The sequence below is a fragment of the Streptomyces sp. XY006 genome, from assembly GCF_002237655.1.
Lineage (GTDB): Bacteria > Actinomycetota > Actinomycetes > Streptomycetales > Streptomycetaceae > Streptomyces > Streptomyces levis.
This window is the reverse complement of the sequence record NZ_NOKT01000018.1, coordinates 154,326-172,356: the sequence shown is the minus strand read 5'-3', so window position 1 is coordinate 172,356 and position 18,031 is coordinate 154,326. Positions and strand designations below refer to the sequence as shown.

Below are 18,031 nucleotides of genomic sequence, written 5' to 3'. Positions count from 1 at the left end.
CTCCTCCGGGGACGTTGCAGAGCGTGAACTAGGCTCTGAGCACGCCCGCACCGGAGTCCCGGCGGGCTCGCAGGTGCGGTGGACGGGAGTGTGGCCCGTGACGGATCAGGTCGTGGAGACAGGCGACGTGCGGCCGGCCGGGCGCGCTGCCGCGGAGCACCAGTTCCTGGGCCGCACACGGGAGTTGAAGGAGCTGCGCGCCGACATCGAGCGCGCCGGACTGGACACCCTGGCGGGCCGCAAGGCACCCCGAGCGCGCGTGCTGCTCATCGCCGGCCGCCCCGGCTCGGGCCGCACCGCACTCGCCGGGGAACTCGCACGGCAGGTCGCGGACCGCTACCCGGACGGGGTGCTGCGCGCCCGCCTCACCGACCCCGACGGCACCCCCGTACCCGTCGAGCGCGCCGCCCGCGACCTGCTCGCCGCCCTGGAGGAGCAGGCCCCGGCCGGAGCCGGCGAGGACGACCTGACCGACGCCCTGCGCACCGCCCTCGCCGACCGGCGCGTGCTGCTCCTGCTGGACGACGCCGCCGACGCCGAGCAGGTCGACGCGCTGCTGCCCGACACGCCGGACTGCCTGGTCGTCGCGGTCTCCCGGGGCCCGCTCACCGGCATCCCGGACGTCCGCCCCTGCACCCTGGGCGGCCTGGACGCCAAGTCCGGGGTGGAGCTGCTCTCGCGGCACACCGGCTCCGTCCGCATCACCGTCGACCCCCGGGCCGCCGAGGGCCTCGCCGAGGAGTGCCAGGGGCAGCCCGCCGCGCTGATGCTGGCGGGCGGCTGGCTCGCGGCCCGGCCCAAGGCGGCCGTCTCCGACCTGGCCAAGCAGCTGCGTGCCGAGGAGCCCGAGGGCACCGCCCTCACCCGGGTCTTCCGGCTCGCGTACGCCGCCCTGCCCGCCTCGGCCGCCCGGATGCTGCGCCTGCTCGCCCTCGCCCCGGCCGGCCTGGTCGACCCGCAGGTCGCCTCCGCCCTCGCCGGCTGCTCGGTGGGCACCGCCCGCACCACCCTCGACGACCTCGTCGCCCTCGGTTTCCTGCACGCGGTCGACTCACCGCTGCCCCAGTACGAGGTGCCCGGCTGCCTGCACGACCAGCTCCGCCTCCTCGTCCGGCACCACGAGCGCCCGGCCGAGCTCCAGCTGGCCCGCGCCCGCATGCTGGAGCGGACCGTACGGCTGCTGCAGGCCTGCCGGGCGATCACCGAGACCGACAGCGCCCAGGCACGCCAGAAACTCCTCGACATGCCGCGGGCGCTGCGTTTCCCCACCCCGCGGGCGGCCGCCGAGTGGCTGCGCCTGACCCGGCCCGCGCTGCTCGCCGCGGCCCGGCTCGCGGTCGCCGACGGGGAGCTGGACACCCTGGCGAGGCGGCTGATGTCGCAGCTGGTCAGGGCCATGGTGGCGCATGTCGGGACCCGGGCGGCCGCCCCCGACCTGTACGTCGTGCACAGCCTGGTCCTCGACATCGCCGAGCGCCGGGACCTGCCCCGGGAGAAGGCCGCCGCCCTGCTGAACCTCGGCGACCTCGACGCCCGCACCGGCCGCACGGCCGACGCCCTGGCCCGCTACCGGGCCGCCCTGGACGCCGGACGTGAGGTGAACGACACCTACGCGACCGGCCGCGCGATGGAATCCGTGGGGGGCGCGCACCTGGAGCTCGGGGACTTCGACCGGGCCGCCGACTGGTTCGGCCGGGCCCTGACCGAGCGGCTCGCCCGGGACGAGCGCGCCGACGCCGCCCGGCTGTACGGGCGTATCGCCGCCGCACACACCTTCGCGGGCCGCTACGGCGAGGCGCTGCGCAACTGGCGTTCGGCGATCGCCGGGCACCGCAAGAACGGCGACGTGGCCGCCCAGGCGCGGGCGTTGAGCGAACTGGCGCGGGTCCAGGAGTACGCGGGCCGGCCCGAGGAGTCGCTGCGCACCTGCCGCGAGGCCGTCGAATGGGCCCGGCGCGCGGAGGACACCCGGCTGCAGGCCGCGCTGCACCTGCGGGTCGCCGACACCCTCGAACACCTCGGCGATCCCGCCTCGGCCGGGCTGCACCGGGGCGCCGCCGAGCGGATTCTCGGCGACTCAAACCTTCAAACCGAACCCGACGCCTGCGAAATCCGTACCGCATCCGCTGAAGATTGATGCAATGGAAGGCTAGACAGCGGGAACACCTTCATTAGACTGGCTCTGCCGCACGTTCTCCTGCGGTCTCTCCCGGTGTGCCCGTGCGTGCCCGGGTATGTCTAAGAAATACCCCCCATACCCTCTGAGCCAAGGACCGTGATCGACGTGAAGGTCGGCATCCCCCGCGAGGTCAAGAACAACGAGTTCCGGGTGGCCATCACCCCCGCCGGCGTGCACGAGCTGGTGCGCCACGGCCACCAGGTCGTCATCGAGCGCGACGCCGGTGTCGGCTCCTCGATCACGAACGAGGAGTACGTCGCCGCCGGTGCGCGGATCCTGGACACCGCCGACGAGGTGTGGGCCACCGCCGACCTCCTGCTGAAGGTCAAGGAGCCCATCGCCGAGGAGTACCACCGCCTCCGCAAGGACCAGACGCTCTTCACCTACCTGCACCTGGCCGCGTCCAAGGAGTGCACGGACGCCCTGCTGGAGTCCGGCACCACCGCCATCGCCTACGAGACCGTCGAGCTGCCCAGCCGCGCGCTGCCGCTGCTCGCTCCGATGTCCGAGGTCGCGGGCCGGCTGGCCCCGCAGGTCGGCGCCTACCACCTGATGCGCGCCAACGGCGGCCGCGGTGTGCTGCCCGGCGGTGTCCCGGGCGTGCTGGCCGGCCGTGCCGTCGTGATCGGCGGCGGCGTCTCCGGCTGGAACGCCGCGCAGATCGCCATCGGCATGGGCTTCCACGTGACCCTGCTCGACAAGGACATCAACAAGCTCCGCGAGGCCGACAAGATCTTCGGCACGAAGATCCAGACCGTCGTCTCCAACGCCTTCGAGCTGGAGAAGGCCTGCCTGGAGGCCGACCTCGTCATCGGCGCGGTGCTGATCCCCGGCGCCAAGGCCCCGAAGCTGGTCACCAACGAGCTCGTCTCGCGGATGAAGCCCGGAAGTGTCCTTGTCGACATCGCGATCGACCAGGGCGGCTGCTTCGAGGACTCCCGCCCGACCACCCACGCCGAGCCGACCTTCCCGGTCCACGAGTCGGTCTTCTACTGCGTCGCCAACATGCCCGGCGCGGTGCCCAACACCTCCACCTACGCGCTGACCAACGCCACGCTGCCGTACATCGTGGAACTGGCCAACCACGGCTGGGTGGACGCGCTGCGCCGCGACCCGGCGCTGGCCAAGGGCCTCAACACGCATGACGGCAAGGTCGTTTACCGCGAGGTCGCGGAGGCGCACGGCGTGGAGCACGTCGAGCTGTCCTCGCTGCTCGGCTGAGCCCCCGACCCGCACGCGACGGCCGGTAAATCGGCTAAGTCACCCGACGGCAAAGGCGATACGTCAACACGTGTCGTCAACGCCGCGCACCCGGCCGGACCTTGCCCGACAAGGTCCGGCCGGATGTGTGTATGGTCACTTCGCGATTCTCGGGCAACTCGCCTCGAACGTAACCCTTCAACCGATTCGCACACCGGTGAAACCTGCCGTGCGACGGCCGTACGCCCTTGACAGCGGGATGTTTCATTGCCGACACATCGGGCCGGGTCCGGCGGATTGTGTTGCTGCGGACGCCCGACACGCCATAGAGTCGCCAACCGTCGGCATGGTGCCACGCTGACCTGTCTAGAAGTTTCCTGGTCACCAAGGAGGTAAGACGACTTGTGAATGAGTCGACATTTACTCCCGGGGGTGGTCAACCAGGAATGCCTGCACGGGACCAGGGGCCCGCGGGGTTCGCGGCTGTCGGCTCCGTCGCTGTGCGCACCTTCGCAGCCCACCAGAGTCAGCAGGCGACTCACACAGCACACCAGAAGATGGATGGCCATCACGTGAACGCCATGGCCGGCGACGGAAGTGGCGCGCCCCACAACCACTTCGCCGACTACGACGAACTGCCCGAGGGGCACTTCTACGACCCCGACGCGGAGTACGAGCCCGACCCCGAGTACGCGGCCACTCTCGCGCCCGACGCTGCCAGACAGCGCCGGGAGCGCATCGGCCCGACCGGGCGTCCGCTGCCGTACTTCCCGATCCCGGGCCCGCTGACCGACCACGGACCCGCGAAGATCATCGCGATGTGCAACCAGAAGGGCGGCGTCGGCAAGACCACGTCGACCATCAACCTGGGTGCCGCGCTCGCGGAGTACGGACGCCGTGTCCTGCTCGTGGACTTCGACCCGCAGGGCGCGCTGTCGGTCGGACTCGGCGTCAACCCGATGGAGCTCGACCTCACCGTCTACAACCTGCTCATGGAGCGGGGGATGGCGGCCGACGAGGTGCTGCTGAAGACGGCGGTCCCGAACATGGACCTGCTGCCCAGCAACATCGACCTGTCGGCGGCCGAGGTCCAGCTCGTCTCCGAGGTCGCCCGCGAGTCGACCCTGCAGCGCGCCCTGAAGCCGCTGCTGGACGACTACGACTTCATCGTCATCGACTGCCAGCCCTCGCTCGGCCTGCTCACGGTCAACGCCCTGACGGCCGCGCACAAGGTGATCGTGCCGCTGGAGTGCGAGTTCTTCGCCCTCCGGGGCGTGGCGCTGCTGACGGAGACCATCGAGAAGGTCCAGGAGCGGCTCAACCCCGACCTGGAGCTCGACGGGATCCTCGCCACGATGTACGACTCGCGCACGGTGCACAGCCGTGAGGTGCTCGCGCGTGTCGTCGAGGCGTTCGACGACCACGTCTACCACACGGTCATCGGGCGCACGGTCCGCTTCCCGGAGACCACGGTCGCCGGTGAGCCGATCACCACGTACGCCTCCAACTCCGTCGGTGCCGCCGCCTACCGCCAGCTCGCCAGGGAGGTGCTCGCCCGGTGTCACGCCGAGTGAGTCTGCCGGGGGCCGACGAACTCTTCCGTACGACAGGGGGGATGGGACTGCAGTCGTCCTCGCCCAGGCGTCCGGCCAACGGCGACGCCCGGGTGCCCGCTCCGGCGGGCGAGGGCGACGCGGCGGCAGCGGCAGCGGACGACGCACCGCAGTCGGTGCCCGCGCAGGGCGGCGACGGCGAGGGCGCGGAGCATGTCGCGGCGGACGCCGACGCGGCCGAGGCCGGGGAGTCCCGCAGCCGCTCCGGCCGCCGGCCGGCGGCGCAGGAAGGTTCTGCCGCCGCGGGTGCCGCGGCGGCACCCCGCAAGCGCGGGCGGGCCGCGGCGCGCCGTCCCAGCGGCCGTGAGCGGCACGACGAGAAGATCACGGTGTACGTGTCGGCCGAGGAGCTCATGGACCTGGAGCACGCCCGTCTCGTGCTCCGCGGCGAGCACGGCCTGGCCGTGGACCGCGGCCGCATCGTCCGCGAGGCGGTCGCGGTGGTCCTCGCCGACCTGGAGACCCGCGGGGACGCCAGCATCCTCGTACGACGACTGCGGGGGCGGTAGCGGTAGCCTGCGAGGGCCATGACCTCGAACGCTTCCCCACCACCCCCCGGCGGCCCGGCCGGCCGCCGGCGCGCGCTGGGGAGGGGACCGGGCGCGCCGCGCCCCGCCCCGCCCGGACCTCCCGAGGAGCCTGCCGAGCAGCCGCCCGTCGCCGAGCCGAGTGCGCCTCACCGGCCGGCGGACCCGGACCGGCCCGCTGGGCCGCGTGAGGACACCGCCGGGCCGGCCGCACCGCCCGGCGGGGCCGGGATCGCCGGCCCGGGCGTGCCGTCCGCCCCGGCCGACGCCGAGGAGCGACAGCCGTCGCCCGGGTCTGCCGGGGCCCAGCGCGAGACGCTCCCCGTGGCTCCCCCTGCCGGCACCGAACCCGGGGCCGGTGCGGTCCTCGGGGCGCAGGTGCCGGAGGCGGGGGACGCCGTGGGGTCCTCGGGCGTGGAGGCCGGTGGCGACGACGGGGTCTTCAAGGTCCGGCTCGCCAACTTCGAGGGGCCGTTCGATCTGCTGTTGCAGTTGATCTCCAGGCACAAGCTGGACGTCACCGAGGTCGCGCTGTCCAAGGTGACCGACGAGTTCATGGCGTACATCCGGGCCCTCGGGCCGGACTGGGACCTGGACGAGACGACCGAGTTCCTGGTCGTCGCGGCGACCCTGCTCGACCTGAAGGCGGCCCGGCTGCTGCCGGCCGCCGAGGTGGAGGACGAGGCCGACCTCGCGCTGCTGGAGGCCCGGGACCTGCTGTTCGCGCGGCTGCTGCAGTACCGCGCGTACAAGCAGGTCGCCGACATCTTCAGCGGGCGGCTCGACGACGAGGCCCGGCGCTACCCCCGTACCGTCGGGCTGGAGCCGCACCACGCCGAGCTGCTGCCCGAGGTCGTCATCAGCGTCGGGGCGGAAGGATTCGCCAAGCTCGCCGTGAAGGCGATGCAGCCCAGGCCCAGGCCGCAGGTGTACGTCGACCACATCCACGCCCCGCTGGTCAGCGTGCAGGAGCAGGCGCGGATCGTGGTGGCCCGGCTGCGGGAGCTCGGCGAGGCCAGCTTCCGGGCGCTGGTGGCCGACACCGAGGACACCCTGACCGTCGTGGCGCGCTTCCTCGCCCTGCTGGAGCTGTACCGCGAGAAGGCCGTCGCCCTGGAGCAGGAGGCCCCCCTCGGGGACTTGCTCGTGCGGTGGACCGGCGGGGACGGCGACGAGACACCGACCGTCACGGACGAGTTCGACCGGCCGCCCGAGCCGCCGGAGGAGGAGAAGAAGCCGTGAGCCGACAAGCCACCGAGATCCCGGCCGGGCTGCGCGACGTCGCCGGCCTCGACCTCAAGCCCGCCCTGGAGGCCGTACTCATGGTCGTGGACGAACCCGCGACCGAGGAGCACCTCGCGAAGATCCTGGAGCGGCCCCGGCGCCAGATCGCCGACGCGCTGCGCGAGCTGGCCGACGAGTACACCGTCCAGGGCCGCGGCTTCGAGCTGCGGTTCGTCGCGAACGGCTGGCGGTTCTACACCCGGGCCGCCTACGCGCCCGCCGTCGAGCGCTTCGTGCTGGACGGCCAGCAGGCCCGGCTCACGCAGGCCGCGCTGGAGACCCTGGCCGTCGTCGCCTACCGCCAGCCGGTCAGCCGCAGCCGGGTCTCGGCCGTACGCGGAGTGAACTGCGACGGTGTCATGCGCACCCTCCTGCAGCGCGGGCTGATAGAGGAGGCGGGCACGGAACCCGAAACAGGTGCGATCCTGTACAGGACGACGAACTACTTCCTGGAGCGGATGGGCCTGCGCGGTCTGGACGAGCTCCCGGAGCTCGCGCCCTTCCTCCCGGAGGCGGAGGCGATCGAGGCCGAGACCCAGGAGGGCGTACCGTCGTTCGACCCGGACGCGCCCGACGACGACGCGCCGGGCCGCCCGGTGGACCCGGGGACCGACGACGAAGACGACCAGACGGAACTTTGATGCGAAGCAGCAGCGGCAGGAACAGCAGCGGAAACAACGGCGGGAGCCGTGGTGGCAACAGCGGCGGCCGCGGCGGGAGTGGTGGTGGTCGCGGCAACTTCCGCGGCGCCGGCAACAACCGCGACGACAAGCAGGGCAGCGGCCGTCCCAAGAAGCCGCGCCCGGAGGAGCGTCGCTACGACGTGGGCCCCGGGGCGACCAAGGACGGCCCCAAGGCCGGGCGCGGAGGAGCCGCCCGGGGTGGCGCGAAGGGCGGGCCCAGGCAGCCCCAGAGGCAGGGTCGCACGGCCCCGGCGCGCCCCCGCGAGTACGAGGCGCAGATCGAGGAGCGCAACCGCGACCGGTACGCCGGCAAGAAGGAGGTCAAGCTCCCCAAGACCTTCCCCGGCGCCGAGCAGGAGGGCGAGCGGCTGCAGAAGGTCCTCGCCCGGGCGGGCTTCGGCTCCCGGCGCGCCTGCGAGGAGCTGATCGACGAGGCCCGGGTCGAGGTCAACGGCGAGATCGTCCTGGAGCAGGGCAAGCGGGTCGACCCGGAGAAGGACGAGATCAAGGTCGACGGCCTGACCGTCGCCACCCAGCGCTACCAGTTCTTCTCGCTGAACAAGCCCGCCGGGGTGGTGTCCACGATGGAGGACCCGGAGGGCCGGCAGTGCCTCGGGGACTACGTCACCAACCGTGAGACCCGTCTCTTCCACGTCGGCCGGCTCGACACCGAGACCGAGGGCGTCATCCTGCTCACCAACCACGGCGAGCTGGCCCACCGGCTGACCCACCCGAAGTACGGCGTGAAGAAGACCTACCTCGCGCACATCGTCGGCCCCATCCCGCGCGACCTGGGCAAGAGGCTCAAGGACGGCATCCAGCTGGAGGACGGCTACGCCCGCGCGGACCACTTCCGGGTCGTCGAGCAGACCGGCAAGAACTACCTCGTCGAGGTCACCCTCCACGAGGGCCGCAAGCACATCGTGCGCCGCATGCTGGCCGAGGCCGGCTTCCCCGTCGACAAGCTGGTGCGGGTCGCCTTCGGCCCGATCACCCTGGGCGACCAGAAGTCGGGCTGGCTGCGGCGGCTGTCCAACACGGAGGTCGGCATGCTGATGCAGGAGGTCGACCTCTAGACCTTGTGGTCACCGGCACCCCCTTTTATAGTCGAGCTGACTATTAAAGGGGGTGTTCGATGCTCGCCATGGACGGCTACGACAAGTACGCCCACGAGCCCTTCGCCGTCACCGTGGACCTCGCCGTGTTCACCCTGAGGGAAGGCGCTCTGCACGTGCTGCTCGTCGAGCGCGGGCAGGAGCCGTACGCGGGGCACCGGGCGTTGCCCGGCGGGTTCGTGCAGCCCGACGAGTCCGCGGAGACGGCCGCCCGGCGTGAACTCGCCGAGGAGACGGGCCTGTCGGACGTCTCGGGGCTGCACCTGGAGCAGCTGCGGACGTACAGCGAACCCGGCCGCGACCCCCGGATGCGGGTTGTGTCGGTCGCCTTCGCCGCGCTGCTGCCCGACGCGCCCGAGGCGCACGGCGGCAGCGACGCCGCACGGGCCGACTGGGTCCCGTACGGCACGGCGGGGCCGCTCGCCTTCGACCACGACCGCATCCTGGCCGACGCCCACGAGCGGGTCGGCGCCAAGCTGGAGTACACCTGCCTCGCCACCGCCTTCTGCCCGCCCGAGTTCACCCTCGGCGAGCTCCAGCAGGTCTACGAGGCCGTGTGGGGCACCCCGGTCGACCGGCCCAACTTCCGGCGCAAGGTCCTCGCCACCCCCGGCTTCGTCGAACCCGTCCCCGGCGCCGCGCGGCTGACCGGCGGCCGCGGCAAACCGGCCGCGCTGTACCGCGCCGGGAACGCCACCACCCTCCACCCGCCGCTTCTGAGGCCGACCCCGGAAGGACGCCCCGCATGACCACCCTCGTCCACAAGCAAGCCGCCACCGGGGCGCTCACGGGCCTGGCCCTCGGGGATGCGCTGGGTTTCCCGACCGAGTTCAACGACGTTCCGTCGATCCTCGCCGAGTGCGGGCCGTGGCGGGAGATGGAGCTGCCGAAGCGCGCCCGCGTCTCGGACGACACCCAGATGACGCTGGCGCTCGGCCGGGCGGTGCGCACGGCGATGGACCGGGGGCTGCTCACCCCGCTACGGCTGACCCGGCCCCTGCGGGAGGAGTTCGTGGACTGGTACCAGTCCCCTGACAACAACCGGGCACCCGGCCGCACCTGCATGAAGGCCTGCTACCTGCTGAAGGACGAGTCGCGCCCCTGGCAGGACGCCAGTCAGATCGAATCCAAGGGCTGCGGAGCCAACATGCGCGTCGCGCCCCTGGGTCTGGTCCCCGGGCTGAGCGACGAACAGCGCGCGGGCGCCGCCCAGTTGCAGGCCGCGCTCACCCACGGGCATCCGACCGCGCTGGCCGCCTCCGACCTCACCGCACACGCCGTACGCCTGCTCGCGCAGGGAGCCGAGCCGACCGGGCTGGTCGGGCTGCTGCGGTCGTACGCCCTGGAGAACCGCGGCCGGTACCACGAGCGCTGGCTCGGGGACCTGTGGAGGCGGGCCGGGGACCCGGGGCCCGGGCAGTTCATCGCCCGCGGCTGGGACGAGTGCCTGGCGATACTCGACCGGCTCCGGCACGCCGTACGGACCGTCTCGCCGGAGACCGACCCGTGCCTGGCCACCGGGGAGGGCTGGATCGCCGAGGAGGCGCTGGCGACCGGGCTGCTGTGCTTCCTGCTCTTCGTCGACGAACCGGTCACGGCGCTGCGCCGGGCGGCCTGCACCGCCGGCGACTCGGACTCGATCGCCTGTCTCACCGGGGCCTTCGCCGGCGCGTACCTGGGCGCGGAGGCCTGGCCGGCCGAGTGGGCCGACCGTGTCGAGTACCGGACCGATCTGCTGACCCTCGGGGCGCTCTGGGACGCCTGACCGTCACACCAGGCGGACCGAGCCGCCCTCCACGGTGATCTTCTCGGCGGGCAGCGGGCTCGTCGCCGGGCCGTTGGCCACCGAACCGTCCCCGATGCGGAACCTGCTGCCGTGACACGGGCAGTTGATCGTGCCGTCGGAGACCGACCCCACCAGGCAGTGCTGGTGCGTGCAGATCGCCGAGAAGGCCTTGAACTGCCCCTGCTCCGGCTGGGTCACCACGACCTTCTCGTCCTTGAAGATCTTGCCGCCGCCGACCGGGATCTCGCCGGTGGAGGCCAGTTCCTCGCCCTGGCCCGCAGGGGCGCTCGTGGCGTTCTCGCCGGTGGGGGAGTCCGTCGCCGCGGAGCCGTTGTCGTCGCCGCCACCGCCGCAGGCCGCGACGAGTGCCACCGCGCCCGTCGCGCCCGTGGCGAGGAGGACCGTGCGACGCGTGGTCTCGTGGGTCATGTCGTCACTCCGAAGGTGTCATGAAGAAGGAGGAAAGGGGCGTAGCTGCATATCGACTTTGAAAATACCCAAGGAACGGCAATCCCGGCGTCTCACCGGGCGGGCGCCGCGCACCCGGTCCGCGCGGGCTGACTAGGCTGGACGGACGCAGAGCGACACGCACGTCAACGAGGAGCATCGCCGTGGCGGTACGAGCGGTCCGGGGCGCCGTCCAACTGGAGCGGGACGAGGCCGGACACATGGACGAGCAGGTCGGCGCCCTGCTCTCGGCCATCCTGGAGCGCAACGGCCTGGTGCCCGACGACCTGATCAGCATCTGGTTCACGGCCACGCCCGACCTGCACAGCGACTTCCCCGCGGCCGCCGCCCGGAAGCTGGGCATCGTCGACGTACCCCTGATCTGCGCCCAGGAGCTGGACGTCGAGGGCGCCATGCCGCGTGTCGTCCGGGTCCTCGCACACATCGAGTCCGACCGGCCCCGTGCCGGGATCGCCCACGTCTACCTCGGCGCCGCCGCCGCCCTGCGCAAGGACATCGCCCAGTGAGAACCGCACTCGTCATCGGCACCGGCCTCATCGGCACGTCCGCCGCCCTCGCCCTGTCCCAGCGGGGCGTCACCGTGCACCTCGCCGACCCCGACCCGGAGCAGGCCCGTACGGCGGCCGCGCTCGGCGCCGGGACGGACGAGGCGCCGGACGGGCCCGTCGACCTGGCCGTCGTCGCCGCCCCGCCCGCGTACGTCGCCGACGTGCTCGCCGACGCGATGAGCCGAGGTGCGGCGCGCGGCTACCTCGACGTGGCCAGCGTCAAGGGCGGGCCCCGCCGCGAGCTGGAGGCCCGCGGCCTCGACCTCGCCGCCTACATCGGCACGCACCCCATGTCGGGCCGGGAGAAGTCCGGCCCGCTCGCCGCGACCGGCGACCTCTTCGAGGGCCGCCCCTGGGTGCTCACCCCGACCCGGGACACCGACACCGAGGTGCTGAACCTCGCCCTGGAGCTGGTCTCGCACTGCCGTGCGGTGCCGGTGGTGATGGACGCCGACGCCCACGACCGGGCCGTCGCACTCGTCTCCCACATGCCCCACCTGGTCTCCAGTCTGGTCGCCGCGCGGCTGGAGCACGCCGAGGAGGCCGCCGTACGGCTGTGCGGGCAGGGCATCCGGGACGTGACGAGGATCGCCGCCTCCGACCCCCGGATGTGGATCGACATCCTCTCCGCCAACCCCGGGCCGGTCGCCGACCTGCTCACGGACGTCGCCGCGGACCTGGAGGAGACCGTGCGGGCGCTGCGCGCGCTGCAGTCGTCCGACGACCACAAGCGGCGCGAGGGGGCCGGCGGGATCGAGGACGTGCTGCGGCGCGGCAACGCGGGCCAGGTCCGCGTCCCCGGCAAGCACGGGTCCGCCCCGCGGGTCTACGAGGTCGTGGCCGTGCTCATCGACGACCAGCCGGGGCAGCTGGCCCGGATCTTCGCGGACGCGGGCATGGCCGGGGTCAACATCGAGGACGTGCGGATCGAGCACGCGACGGGGCAGCAGGCCGGTCTCGTGCAGCTGATGGTGGAGCCGAAGGCCGCGCCGGTGCTGTCCGCCGCGCTGCGCGAGCGGGGCTGGGCGATCCGGCAGTAGCCCTACCGGCCGGCGGGCGGGCCGGGGCGGCCGGGCGCCGTCGCCGTCGACGCGCGGCCGGACGAGTGACCCGCACCCAGTAACCTTGTGCGGGGCAGTCGCGCCCTCACCCCGCCAGCCCGGTTCAGGAAGGTCCCCACAGTGGAAAGCGCCACGCCAGTGATTGTCGCCATCGACGGCCCCGCCGGCACCGGCAAGTCGAGCACGTCGAAGGCCGTGGCGGCCCAGCTCGGGCTGAGCTACCTGGACACCGGCGCCCAGTACCGGGCGATCACCTGGTGGATGGTGAACAACGGCATCGACATCGACGACCCGTCCGCCATCGCCGCCGCGGCGGGCAAGCCCGAGATCGTCTCCGGCACCGACCCGGAGGGGCCGACGATCACCGTCGACGGCGTGGACGTGGCCGGCCCGATCCGGACCCAGGAGGTCTCCTCCAAGGTCAGCGCGGTCAGCGCGGTGCCCGAGGTGCGGGCCCGGATCACCGAGCTGCAGCGCTCCATCGCGGCCTCCGCGGAGCACGGCATCGTCGTCGAGGGCCGCGACATCGGCACGACCGTGCTGCCGGACGCCGACCTGAAGATCTTCCTCACCGCCTCCGCGGAGGCCCGCGCCGCCCGTCGCAGCGGTGAGCTGAAGGGCGCCGACGTGCAGTCCACGCGCGAGGCCCTGATCAAGCGCGACGCCGCCGACTCCAGCCGCAAGACCTCCCCGCTCGCCAAGGCGGACGACGCCGTCGAGGTGGACACCACCGAGCTCACGCTGGCCCAGGTCATCGAGTGCGTCGTCACCCTCGTCGAGGAGAAGCGGGCCGGGAAGTGACCGAGCTGCCTTCGGCGCGGGGCGCCGAGGTCGGGCGGCGCATCGGCGTCGGCCTGATGTACGGGCTGTGGAAGCCGCGCGTGCTCGGCGCCTGGAAGGTGCCCGCGAGCGGCCCGGTGATCCTCGCGGTCAACCACTCCCACAACATCGACGGCCCGATGGTCATGGGCGTGGCGCCCCGGCCGACGCACTTCCTGATCAAGAAGGAGGCGTTCGTCGGCCCGCTCGACCCCTTCCTGACCGGCATCGGCCAGCTGAAGGTGGACCGTGACACCACCGACCGCACGGCGATCACCCGCGCGCTCGGCGTGCTGGACGACGGCGGCGTGCTCGGCATCTTCCCGGAGGGCACCCGAGGCGAGGGCGACTTCGCCTCGCTGCGCGCCGGGCTCGCGTACTTCGCGGTGCGCAGCGGCGCCCCGATCGTGCCGGTCGCCGTGCTGGGAAGTTCCGAGCGGCCCGGACGGTTGATAAAGGCGCTGCCCCCGCTGCGCTCGCGCGTCGACGTCGTCTTCGGCGAGCCCTTCGAGGCCGGCGACGGCACCGGCCGCCGCACGCGCAAGGCACTCGACGAGGCGACCGGCCGCATACAGAAGCAGCTGGCCGCCCACCTGGAAAACGCCAGGCGCCTCACCAGGCGCTAGGCGACACTGAGTAGTGGACCGGCCCGCACACGGCGGGCTCTCCACCGACCACCACGATGAACGACGAGGTACGGACTTCATGAACGACCACATCCAGCCCGAGGGCGCGCACGAGCACGACCACGGGGCGCTCGGCGACGCCGAGTACGCGGAGTTCATGGAGCTCGCCGCGGAGGAGGGCTTCGACCTCGAGGACGTCGAGGGCGCGATCGAGGCGGCGGGCCACGGCCCGCTGCCCGTGCTCGCCGTCGTCGGCCGCCCCAATGTCGGCAAGTCGACCCTGGTCAACCGCATCATCGGACGCCGCGAGGCCGTCGTCGAGGACAAGCCCGGCGTCACCCGCGACCGCGTCACCTACGAGGCCGAGTGGGCGGGCCGCCGCTTCAAGGTCGTCGACACCGGCGGCTGGGAGCAGGACGTCCTCGGCATCGACGCCTCCGTGGCCGCCCAGGCCGAGTACGCGATCGAGGCCGCCGACGCCGTCGTGTTCGTCGTGGACGCCAAGGTCGGCGCCACGGACACCGACGAGGCCGTGGTACGGCTGCTGCGCAAGGCCGGCAAGCCGGTCGTGCTGTGCGCCAACAAGGTGGACGGCCCGAGCGGCGAGGCCGACGCGGCCTACCTGTGGTCGCTCGGCCTGGGGGAGCCCTACCCGGTCTCCGCGCTGCACGGCCGCGGCACGGGCGACATGCTCGACCAGGTCCTGGAGGCGCTGCCCGAGGCGCCCCGCGAGTCGTTCGGCGGGGGCGGCATCGGCGGCCCGCGCCGCATCGCCCTGATCGGCCGCCCCAACGTCGGCAAGTCCTCCCTGCTGAACAAGGTGGCGGGCGAGGAGCGCGTCGTCGTCAACGAGCTGGCGGGCACCACCCGCGACCCGGTCGACGAGCTGATCGAACTCGGCGGCGTCACCTGGAAGTTCGTCGACACCGCCGGTATCCGCAAGCGCGTGCACCTCCAGCAGGGCGCCGACTACTACGCCTCGCTGCGCACCGCCGCCGCCGTCGAGAAGGCGGAGGTCGCGGTCATCCTGATCGACGCCTCCGAGTCCATCTCCGTGCAGGACCAGCGCATCGTCACGATGGCCGTCGAGGCGGGCCGCGCGGTCGTCCTGGCGTTCAACAAGTGGGACACCCTCGACGAGGAGCGCCGCTACTACCTGGAGCGGGAGATCGAGACCGAGCTCGGCCAGGTCGCCTGGGCGCCGCGCGTGAACGTCTCGGCCCGCACCGGCCGGCACATGGAGAAGCTGGTCCCGGCGATCGAGACGGCCCTGGCCGGCTGGGAGACCCGCGTGCCGACGGGCCGGCTCAACGCCTTCCTCGGCGAGCTGGTCGCCGCCCACCCGCACCCGATCCGGGGCGGCAAGCAGCCGCGCATCCTGTTCGGCACGCAGGCGGGCACCAAGCCGCCGCGGTTCGTGCTCTTCGCCTCCGGCTTCATCGAGGCGGGCTACCGGCGCTTCATCGAGCGCCGTCTGCGCGAGGAGTTCGGCTTCGAGGGGACGCCCATCCACATCTCGGTGCGGGTGCGCGAGAAGCGCGGCAAAAAGAAGTAGCGCCACACACAGGTGAGGGGCGGCCCGCTCGGGCCGCCCCTCACCTGTTGCTCCGGTGCCCGCTCAGACGCCGCTGCGCCGCCCCGGCGGCAGCGCGGCCGGCACGTGGTGCATCGGCGCGCCGTGCGAGCCGATGGTCCCGACGCGCTGCCACTGCGGCTGCTGCGCGGCGGCGTACCGGGCGCTCTGGGCGCCCGCGCTGTAGGCACTGTACGAGCTGCCGTGTGAACTGCCGTACGAGCCCGTACTGTGCGGAATGTTCCCGAAGGCGGTGAAGCCCAGCTGCTCCTCGCCGCTGCGGTCGCCGGGCAGCGCGCGGAAGGACTTGACGTACTCGGCGTAGAGCGCGTCGTAGATCGGCGTGGCCGATGGGCCGCCCTGGGAGTCCTGAGCCGACCGCGCGGAGGGGATCGACGAGAAGGACTGGCGGCGGGGAACCTCGTATGCGTGCACGTATGTCCAAACGACCCCGCGGGTCAAGGGATGCGGCTGCGGTTACGGCTTTCGCAGGGGTACGGCCCGCGCGGGTGACGTCCGCTCAGGTGCCGGCCAGCGGCAGGGCAGCGGCGACGAGCTTGCCGTTGGCCGCCGCCTTGTCCAGGGCGTCCCGCAGCAGGTCCTCGCGCGGCTGGCGGCCGATCGAGCCGACGGGCGCGGCGAACATCAGCACCTGCTGGTGCTTGTTGGCGGCCGACCGCCAGGCGTCGGTGACCTGCAGCGGCTGGTGTGCCTGCCACCAGGCCACCGGCTGGCCGCCGTTGGCGGAGGGCTGGAGCACCGCGTGCAGCTGTCCCACCGCGAGCAGCACGGACCAGCCGTGCAGCACCGGCGGCACGGCCGACAGCTCGGTCAGCGGCATGAAGCCCTGCTCGATCAGCAGCGGCAGGAAGTCGTCGCCCGCGCCGGTCGTCCCGGGCCGGGCGATGGGCGCGGTCGGCTCCACCACCAGGGCAGGGTGCAACTCGCCGCCGATCAGCACGAGTCCGCTGGTCACCCCGAGCACCGCCTGCTCGGGCACCACCTTGTCGGGCTCCAGTTCGGCCCGGTCACCGGTGATCGACTTCACGGCGCCCCGGAGCTGCTCCTCGGTGACCTGCACGACCTGCGAGGGCAGACAGCCGGCGTGGGCGAAGGCGAGGACGGCGGTCTCGTCCCCGATGAACAGGACGGTGCTGGTGCGCTCCTGGTCGGAGTCGCCCGGAGTGCGGCACGACGTGCAGTCGTAACTGCCCGGGGCGGTCTCTCCGGCGAGCAGGCGGTCGGCTTCTTCGTCGCCGATCTCGGCGCGTACCTCGTCGCTGACGTCGAGCATGCGCGGCACGGGTGGCTCCCTGGGATGCGGTGCGTGGCGAGGCCGGGTGGCTCCCGGCCCGTGGTCCGGGTCGGCCCCGGCTCATGAAGAAGACAACGGGTGATCTGTGGCGGGAGTCACGCCCCGGAGCGAACGGAATCGAACCAACCGCCGCGCAGGGTCACCGTGCGCGCGGAATCGCGCACTCACCGTCAACTGGCGTGTCTGTAAAGGGTGTTGGGTTGGTGAAGTGGGTCACAGATCGCGGTGGGGGTGGGTCGACAAATCCGGAAATCCGCGAATGAAGTGGGTGTCCGGAAATTGCCGTTACCCCGGGTATCGATGAACTGGCCTGCCACAACGGGCGACTGGTTGATGCCGGACCGTCGACCTCCTTAGATTCCTCGGCCGTGTGCATCGAGCACCGCTCGGGTACGTCCGCCGGCCGCACGGCTCCCTCGGGAACCGCGCACAGCGCCACCACCGGCGGACGGGGCGAGCGCGACCTCCGCGCCCCATGGCGCGGGGCGTGGCGTGCCGCCTTGGGGGACCCCGAGTGCGTCGAGAGGGAAACGCATGTCCGAATGTGCCCATAGCGCTCGCGACAACGCCCGGAAGAACCAGGTGCGTACGACGGCGGTCCTCGCCGGGGCGGCACTGCTCGCGCCCCTCGGACTGCTCGCCGCGACCGGGAACGCCGCGGCGGCCGACAGCGGGGTGTGGGACCGCATCGCCCAGTGCGAGAGCGGCGGCAACTGGCACATCAACACCGGCAACGGCTACTACGGCGGACTCCAGTTCGCCCCCTCCACCTGGCGTGCCTACGGCGGCACGGCCTACGCGCCCACCGCCGACCGGGCGAGCAGGTCCCAGCAGATCGCCGTCGCCACCAAGGTCCAGCAGTCCCAGGGCTGGGGCGCCTGGCCCGTCTGCTCGGCACGCGCCGGGGCGAGCGGCAGCGCACCCGCCGCCGGCCCGGTGCACACCGGGTCCGCACCGGAGAAGCCCGCGAAGACCCCGGCGCGACCCACGGCACACCCGGACCGCGGCGCCTCCCGCGGCGACTACACCGTCCGCGCGGGCGACACGCTGAGCGCCGTGGCCGCCCGGCACGGGACCACCTGGCAGCGCCTGTACGCCGCCAACAAGGCCGCCATCGGCGGTGATCCCGACATGATCGTGCCCGGCCTGCGCCTCGACGTCTGAGCCGCTGCTCCCCCTCGCCGGGGCACGGGCCCCGTCCGGTCGGCCGACCGGACGGGGCCGCGGCGTGCCG

General features: G+C 72.7%; 18 protein-coding genes. 15 read left to right on the top strand and 3 right to left on the bottom strand.

Features of this window, described 5'->3' with window-relative positions:
* Nucleotides 1–97: 97 nt before the first annotated feature.
* The 9 genes from CHR28_RS22100 to CHR28_RS22060 all read left to right on the top strand — a co-directional run bounded on the left by CHR28_RS22100 (nt 98) and on the right by CHR28_RS22060 (nt 10,366).
* Nucleotides 98–2,137 (top strand): tetratricopeptide repeat protein, encoded by a 2,040-nt coding sequence (locus CHR28_RS22100; protein WP_179272523.1) that lies wholly within the window; start codon nt 98–100, stop codon nt 2,135–2,137.
* Nucleotides 2,138–2,275: 138 nt separating this feature from the next.
* A complete protein-coding gene (gene ald, locus CHR28_RS22095; protein WP_094055414.1) occupies nt 2,276–3,400 on the top strand; it encodes an alanine dehydrogenase in 1,125 nt (374 codons plus the stop codon).
* Nucleotides 3,401–3,825: 425 nt separating this feature from the next.
* Nucleotides 3,826–4,953 (top strand): ParA family protein, encoded by a 1,128-nt coding sequence (locus tag CHR28_RS22090; protein WP_086559363.1) that lies wholly within the window; start codon nt 3,826–3,828, stop codon nt 4,951–4,953.
* Complete coding sequence (locus CHR28_RS22085; protein WP_094055413.1) at nt 4,938–5,501, top strand: hypothetical protein; 564 nt, start codon at nt 4,938–4,940, stop codon at nt 5,499–5,501. The genes CHR28_RS22090 and CHR28_RS22085 overlap by 16 nt, the downstream gene beginning before the upstream one ends.
* A gap of 18 nt (nt 5,502–5,519) precedes the next feature.
* A complete protein-coding gene (locus CHR28_RS22080; RefSeq protein WP_094055412.1) occupies nt 5,520–6,761 on the top strand; it encodes a segregation and condensation protein A in 1,242 nt (413 codons plus the stop codon).
* Complete coding sequence (gene scpB / locus CHR28_RS22075; protein WP_094055411.1) at nt 6,758–7,444, top strand: SMC-Scp complex subunit ScpB; 687 nt, start codon at nt 6,758–6,760, stop codon at nt 7,442–7,444. The genes CHR28_RS22080 and scpB overlap by 4 nt, the downstream gene beginning before the upstream one ends.
* On the top strand, nt 7,444–8,562 hold the full coding sequence (locus CHR28_RS22070) for a pseudouridine synthase (RefSeq protein ID WP_094055410.1): 1,119 nt from the start codon (nt 7,444–7,446) through the stop codon (nt 8,560–8,562). Before scpB ends, CHR28_RS22070 begins: the two co-directional genes overlap by 1 nt.
* A gap of 59 nt (nt 8,563–8,621) precedes the next feature.
* Nucleotides 8,622–9,350, top strand: a complete 729-nt coding sequence (locus CHR28_RS22065) for an NUDIX hydrolase (RefSeq protein WP_373453377.1) — start codon at nt 8,622–8,624, stop codon at nt 9,348–9,350.
* Nucleotides 9,347–10,366, top strand: a complete 1,020-nt coding sequence (locus tag CHR28_RS22060) for an ADP-ribosylglycohydrolase family protein (protein WP_094055409.1) — start codon at nt 9,347–9,349, stop codon at nt 10,364–10,366. The genes CHR28_RS22065 and CHR28_RS22060 overlap by 4 nt, the downstream gene beginning before the upstream one ends.
* A gap of 3 nt (nt 10,367–10,369) precedes the next feature.
* On the opposite strand, the gene CHR28_RS22055 is transcribed toward CHR28_RS22060, so the two are convergent.
* Nucleotides 10,370–10,816, bottom strand: a complete 447-nt coding sequence (locus CHR28_RS22055; RefSeq protein WP_094055408.1) for a Rieske (2Fe-2S) protein — start codon at nt 10,814–10,816, stop codon at nt 10,370–10,372.
* Between the two features lie 182 nt (nt 10,817–10,998).
* Here CHR28_RS22055 and aroH point away from each other — a divergent pair, with 182 nt between their 5' ends.
* The 5 genes from aroH (at nt 10,999) to der (ending at nt 15,464) form a co-directional block, all read left to right on the top strand.
* Nucleotides 10,999–11,361, top strand: coding sequence for a chorismate mutase (gene aroH / locus CHR28_RS22050; protein WP_094055407.1), 363 nt, complete (start codon nt 10,999–11,001; stop codon nt 11,359–11,361).
* Complete coding sequence (locus CHR28_RS22045) at nt 11,358–12,443, top strand: prephenate dehydrogenase (protein ID WP_094055406.1); 1,086 nt, start codon at nt 11,358–11,360, stop codon at nt 12,441–12,443. The genes aroH and CHR28_RS22045 overlap by 4 nt, the downstream gene beginning before the upstream one ends.
* Nucleotides 12,444–12,602: 159 nt before the next feature.
* Nucleotides 12,603–13,265 (top strand): (d)CMP kinase, encoded by a 663-nt coding sequence (gene cmk / locus CHR28_RS22040; RefSeq protein WP_373453376.1) that lies wholly within the window; start codon nt 12,603–12,605, stop codon nt 13,263–13,265.
* Nucleotides 13,262–13,909, top strand: coding sequence for a lysophospholipid acyltransferase family protein (locus CHR28_RS22035; RefSeq protein WP_094055404.1), 648 nt, complete (start codon nt 13,262–13,264; stop codon nt 13,907–13,909). Before cmk ends, CHR28_RS22035 begins: the two co-directional genes overlap by 4 nt.
* Before the next feature lie 79 nt (nt 13,910–13,988).
* On the top strand, nt 13,989–15,464 hold the full coding sequence (der, locus tag CHR28_RS22030) for a ribosome biogenesis GTPase Der (protein WP_094055403.1): 1,476 nt from the start codon (nt 13,989–13,991) through the stop codon (nt 15,462–15,464).
* Nucleotides 15,465–15,527: 63 nt separating this feature from the next.
* Here the strand turns inward: der and CHR28_RS22025 are convergent, their stop codons facing one another.
* Nucleotides 15,528–15,917, bottom strand: a complete 390-nt coding sequence (locus tag CHR28_RS22025) for a hypothetical protein (RefSeq protein WP_094055402.1) — start codon at nt 15,915–15,917, stop codon at nt 15,528–15,530.
* A gap of 85 nt (nt 15,918–16,002) precedes the next feature.
* Nucleotides 16,003–16,785, bottom strand: a complete 783-nt coding sequence (locus CHR28_RS22020) for a hypothetical protein (protein ID WP_094055401.1) — start codon at nt 16,783–16,785, stop codon at nt 16,003–16,005.
* 546 nt (nt 16,786–17,331) lie between these two features.
* Here CHR28_RS22020 and CHR28_RS22015 point away from each other — a divergent pair.
* The gene (locus CHR28_RS22015; RefSeq protein ID WP_094055400.1) at nt 17,332–17,961 is read left to right on the top strand and encodes a LysM peptidoglycan-binding domain-containing protein; all 630 of its coding nucleotides are present in this window, start codon (nt 17,332–17,334) and stop codon (nt 17,959–17,961) included.
* Nucleotides 17,962–18,031 lie beyond the last annotated feature (70 nt).

Bases quoted from the DNA above. Each gene is read 5' to 3' on its own strand.
- der (WP_094055403.1), top strand. From the start codon at position 13,989: ATGAACGACCACATCCAGCCCGAGGGCGCGCACGAGCACGACCACGGG.
- CHR28_RS22080 (WP_094055412.1), top strand. From the start codon at position 5,520: ATGACCTCGAACGCTTCCCCACCACCCCCCGGCGGCCCGGCCGGCCGC.
- CHR28_RS22055 (WP_094055408.1), bottom strand. From the start codon at position 10,816: ATGACCCACGAGACCACGCGTCGCACGGTCCTCCTCGCCACGGGCGCG.
- CHR28_RS22015 (WP_094055400.1), top strand. From the start codon at position 17,332: ATGTCCGAATGTGCCCATAGCGCTCGCGACAACGCCCGGAAGAACCAG.
- CHR28_RS22070 (WP_094055410.1), top strand. From the start codon at position 7,444: ATGCGAAGCAGCAGCGGCAGGAACAGCAGCGGAAACAACGGCGGGAGC.
- CHR28_RS22065 (WP_373453377.1), top strand. From the start codon at position 8,622: ATGCTCGCCATGGACGGCTACGACAAGTACGCCCACGAGCCCTTCGCC.
- CHR28_RS22090 (WP_086559363.1), top strand. From the start codon at position 3,826: ATGCCTGCACGGGACCAGGGGCCCGCGGGGTTCGCGGCTGTCGGCTCC.
- CHR28_RS22060 (WP_094055409.1), top strand. From the start codon at position 9,347: ATGACCACCCTCGTCCACAAGCAAGCCGCCACCGGGGCGCTCACGGGC.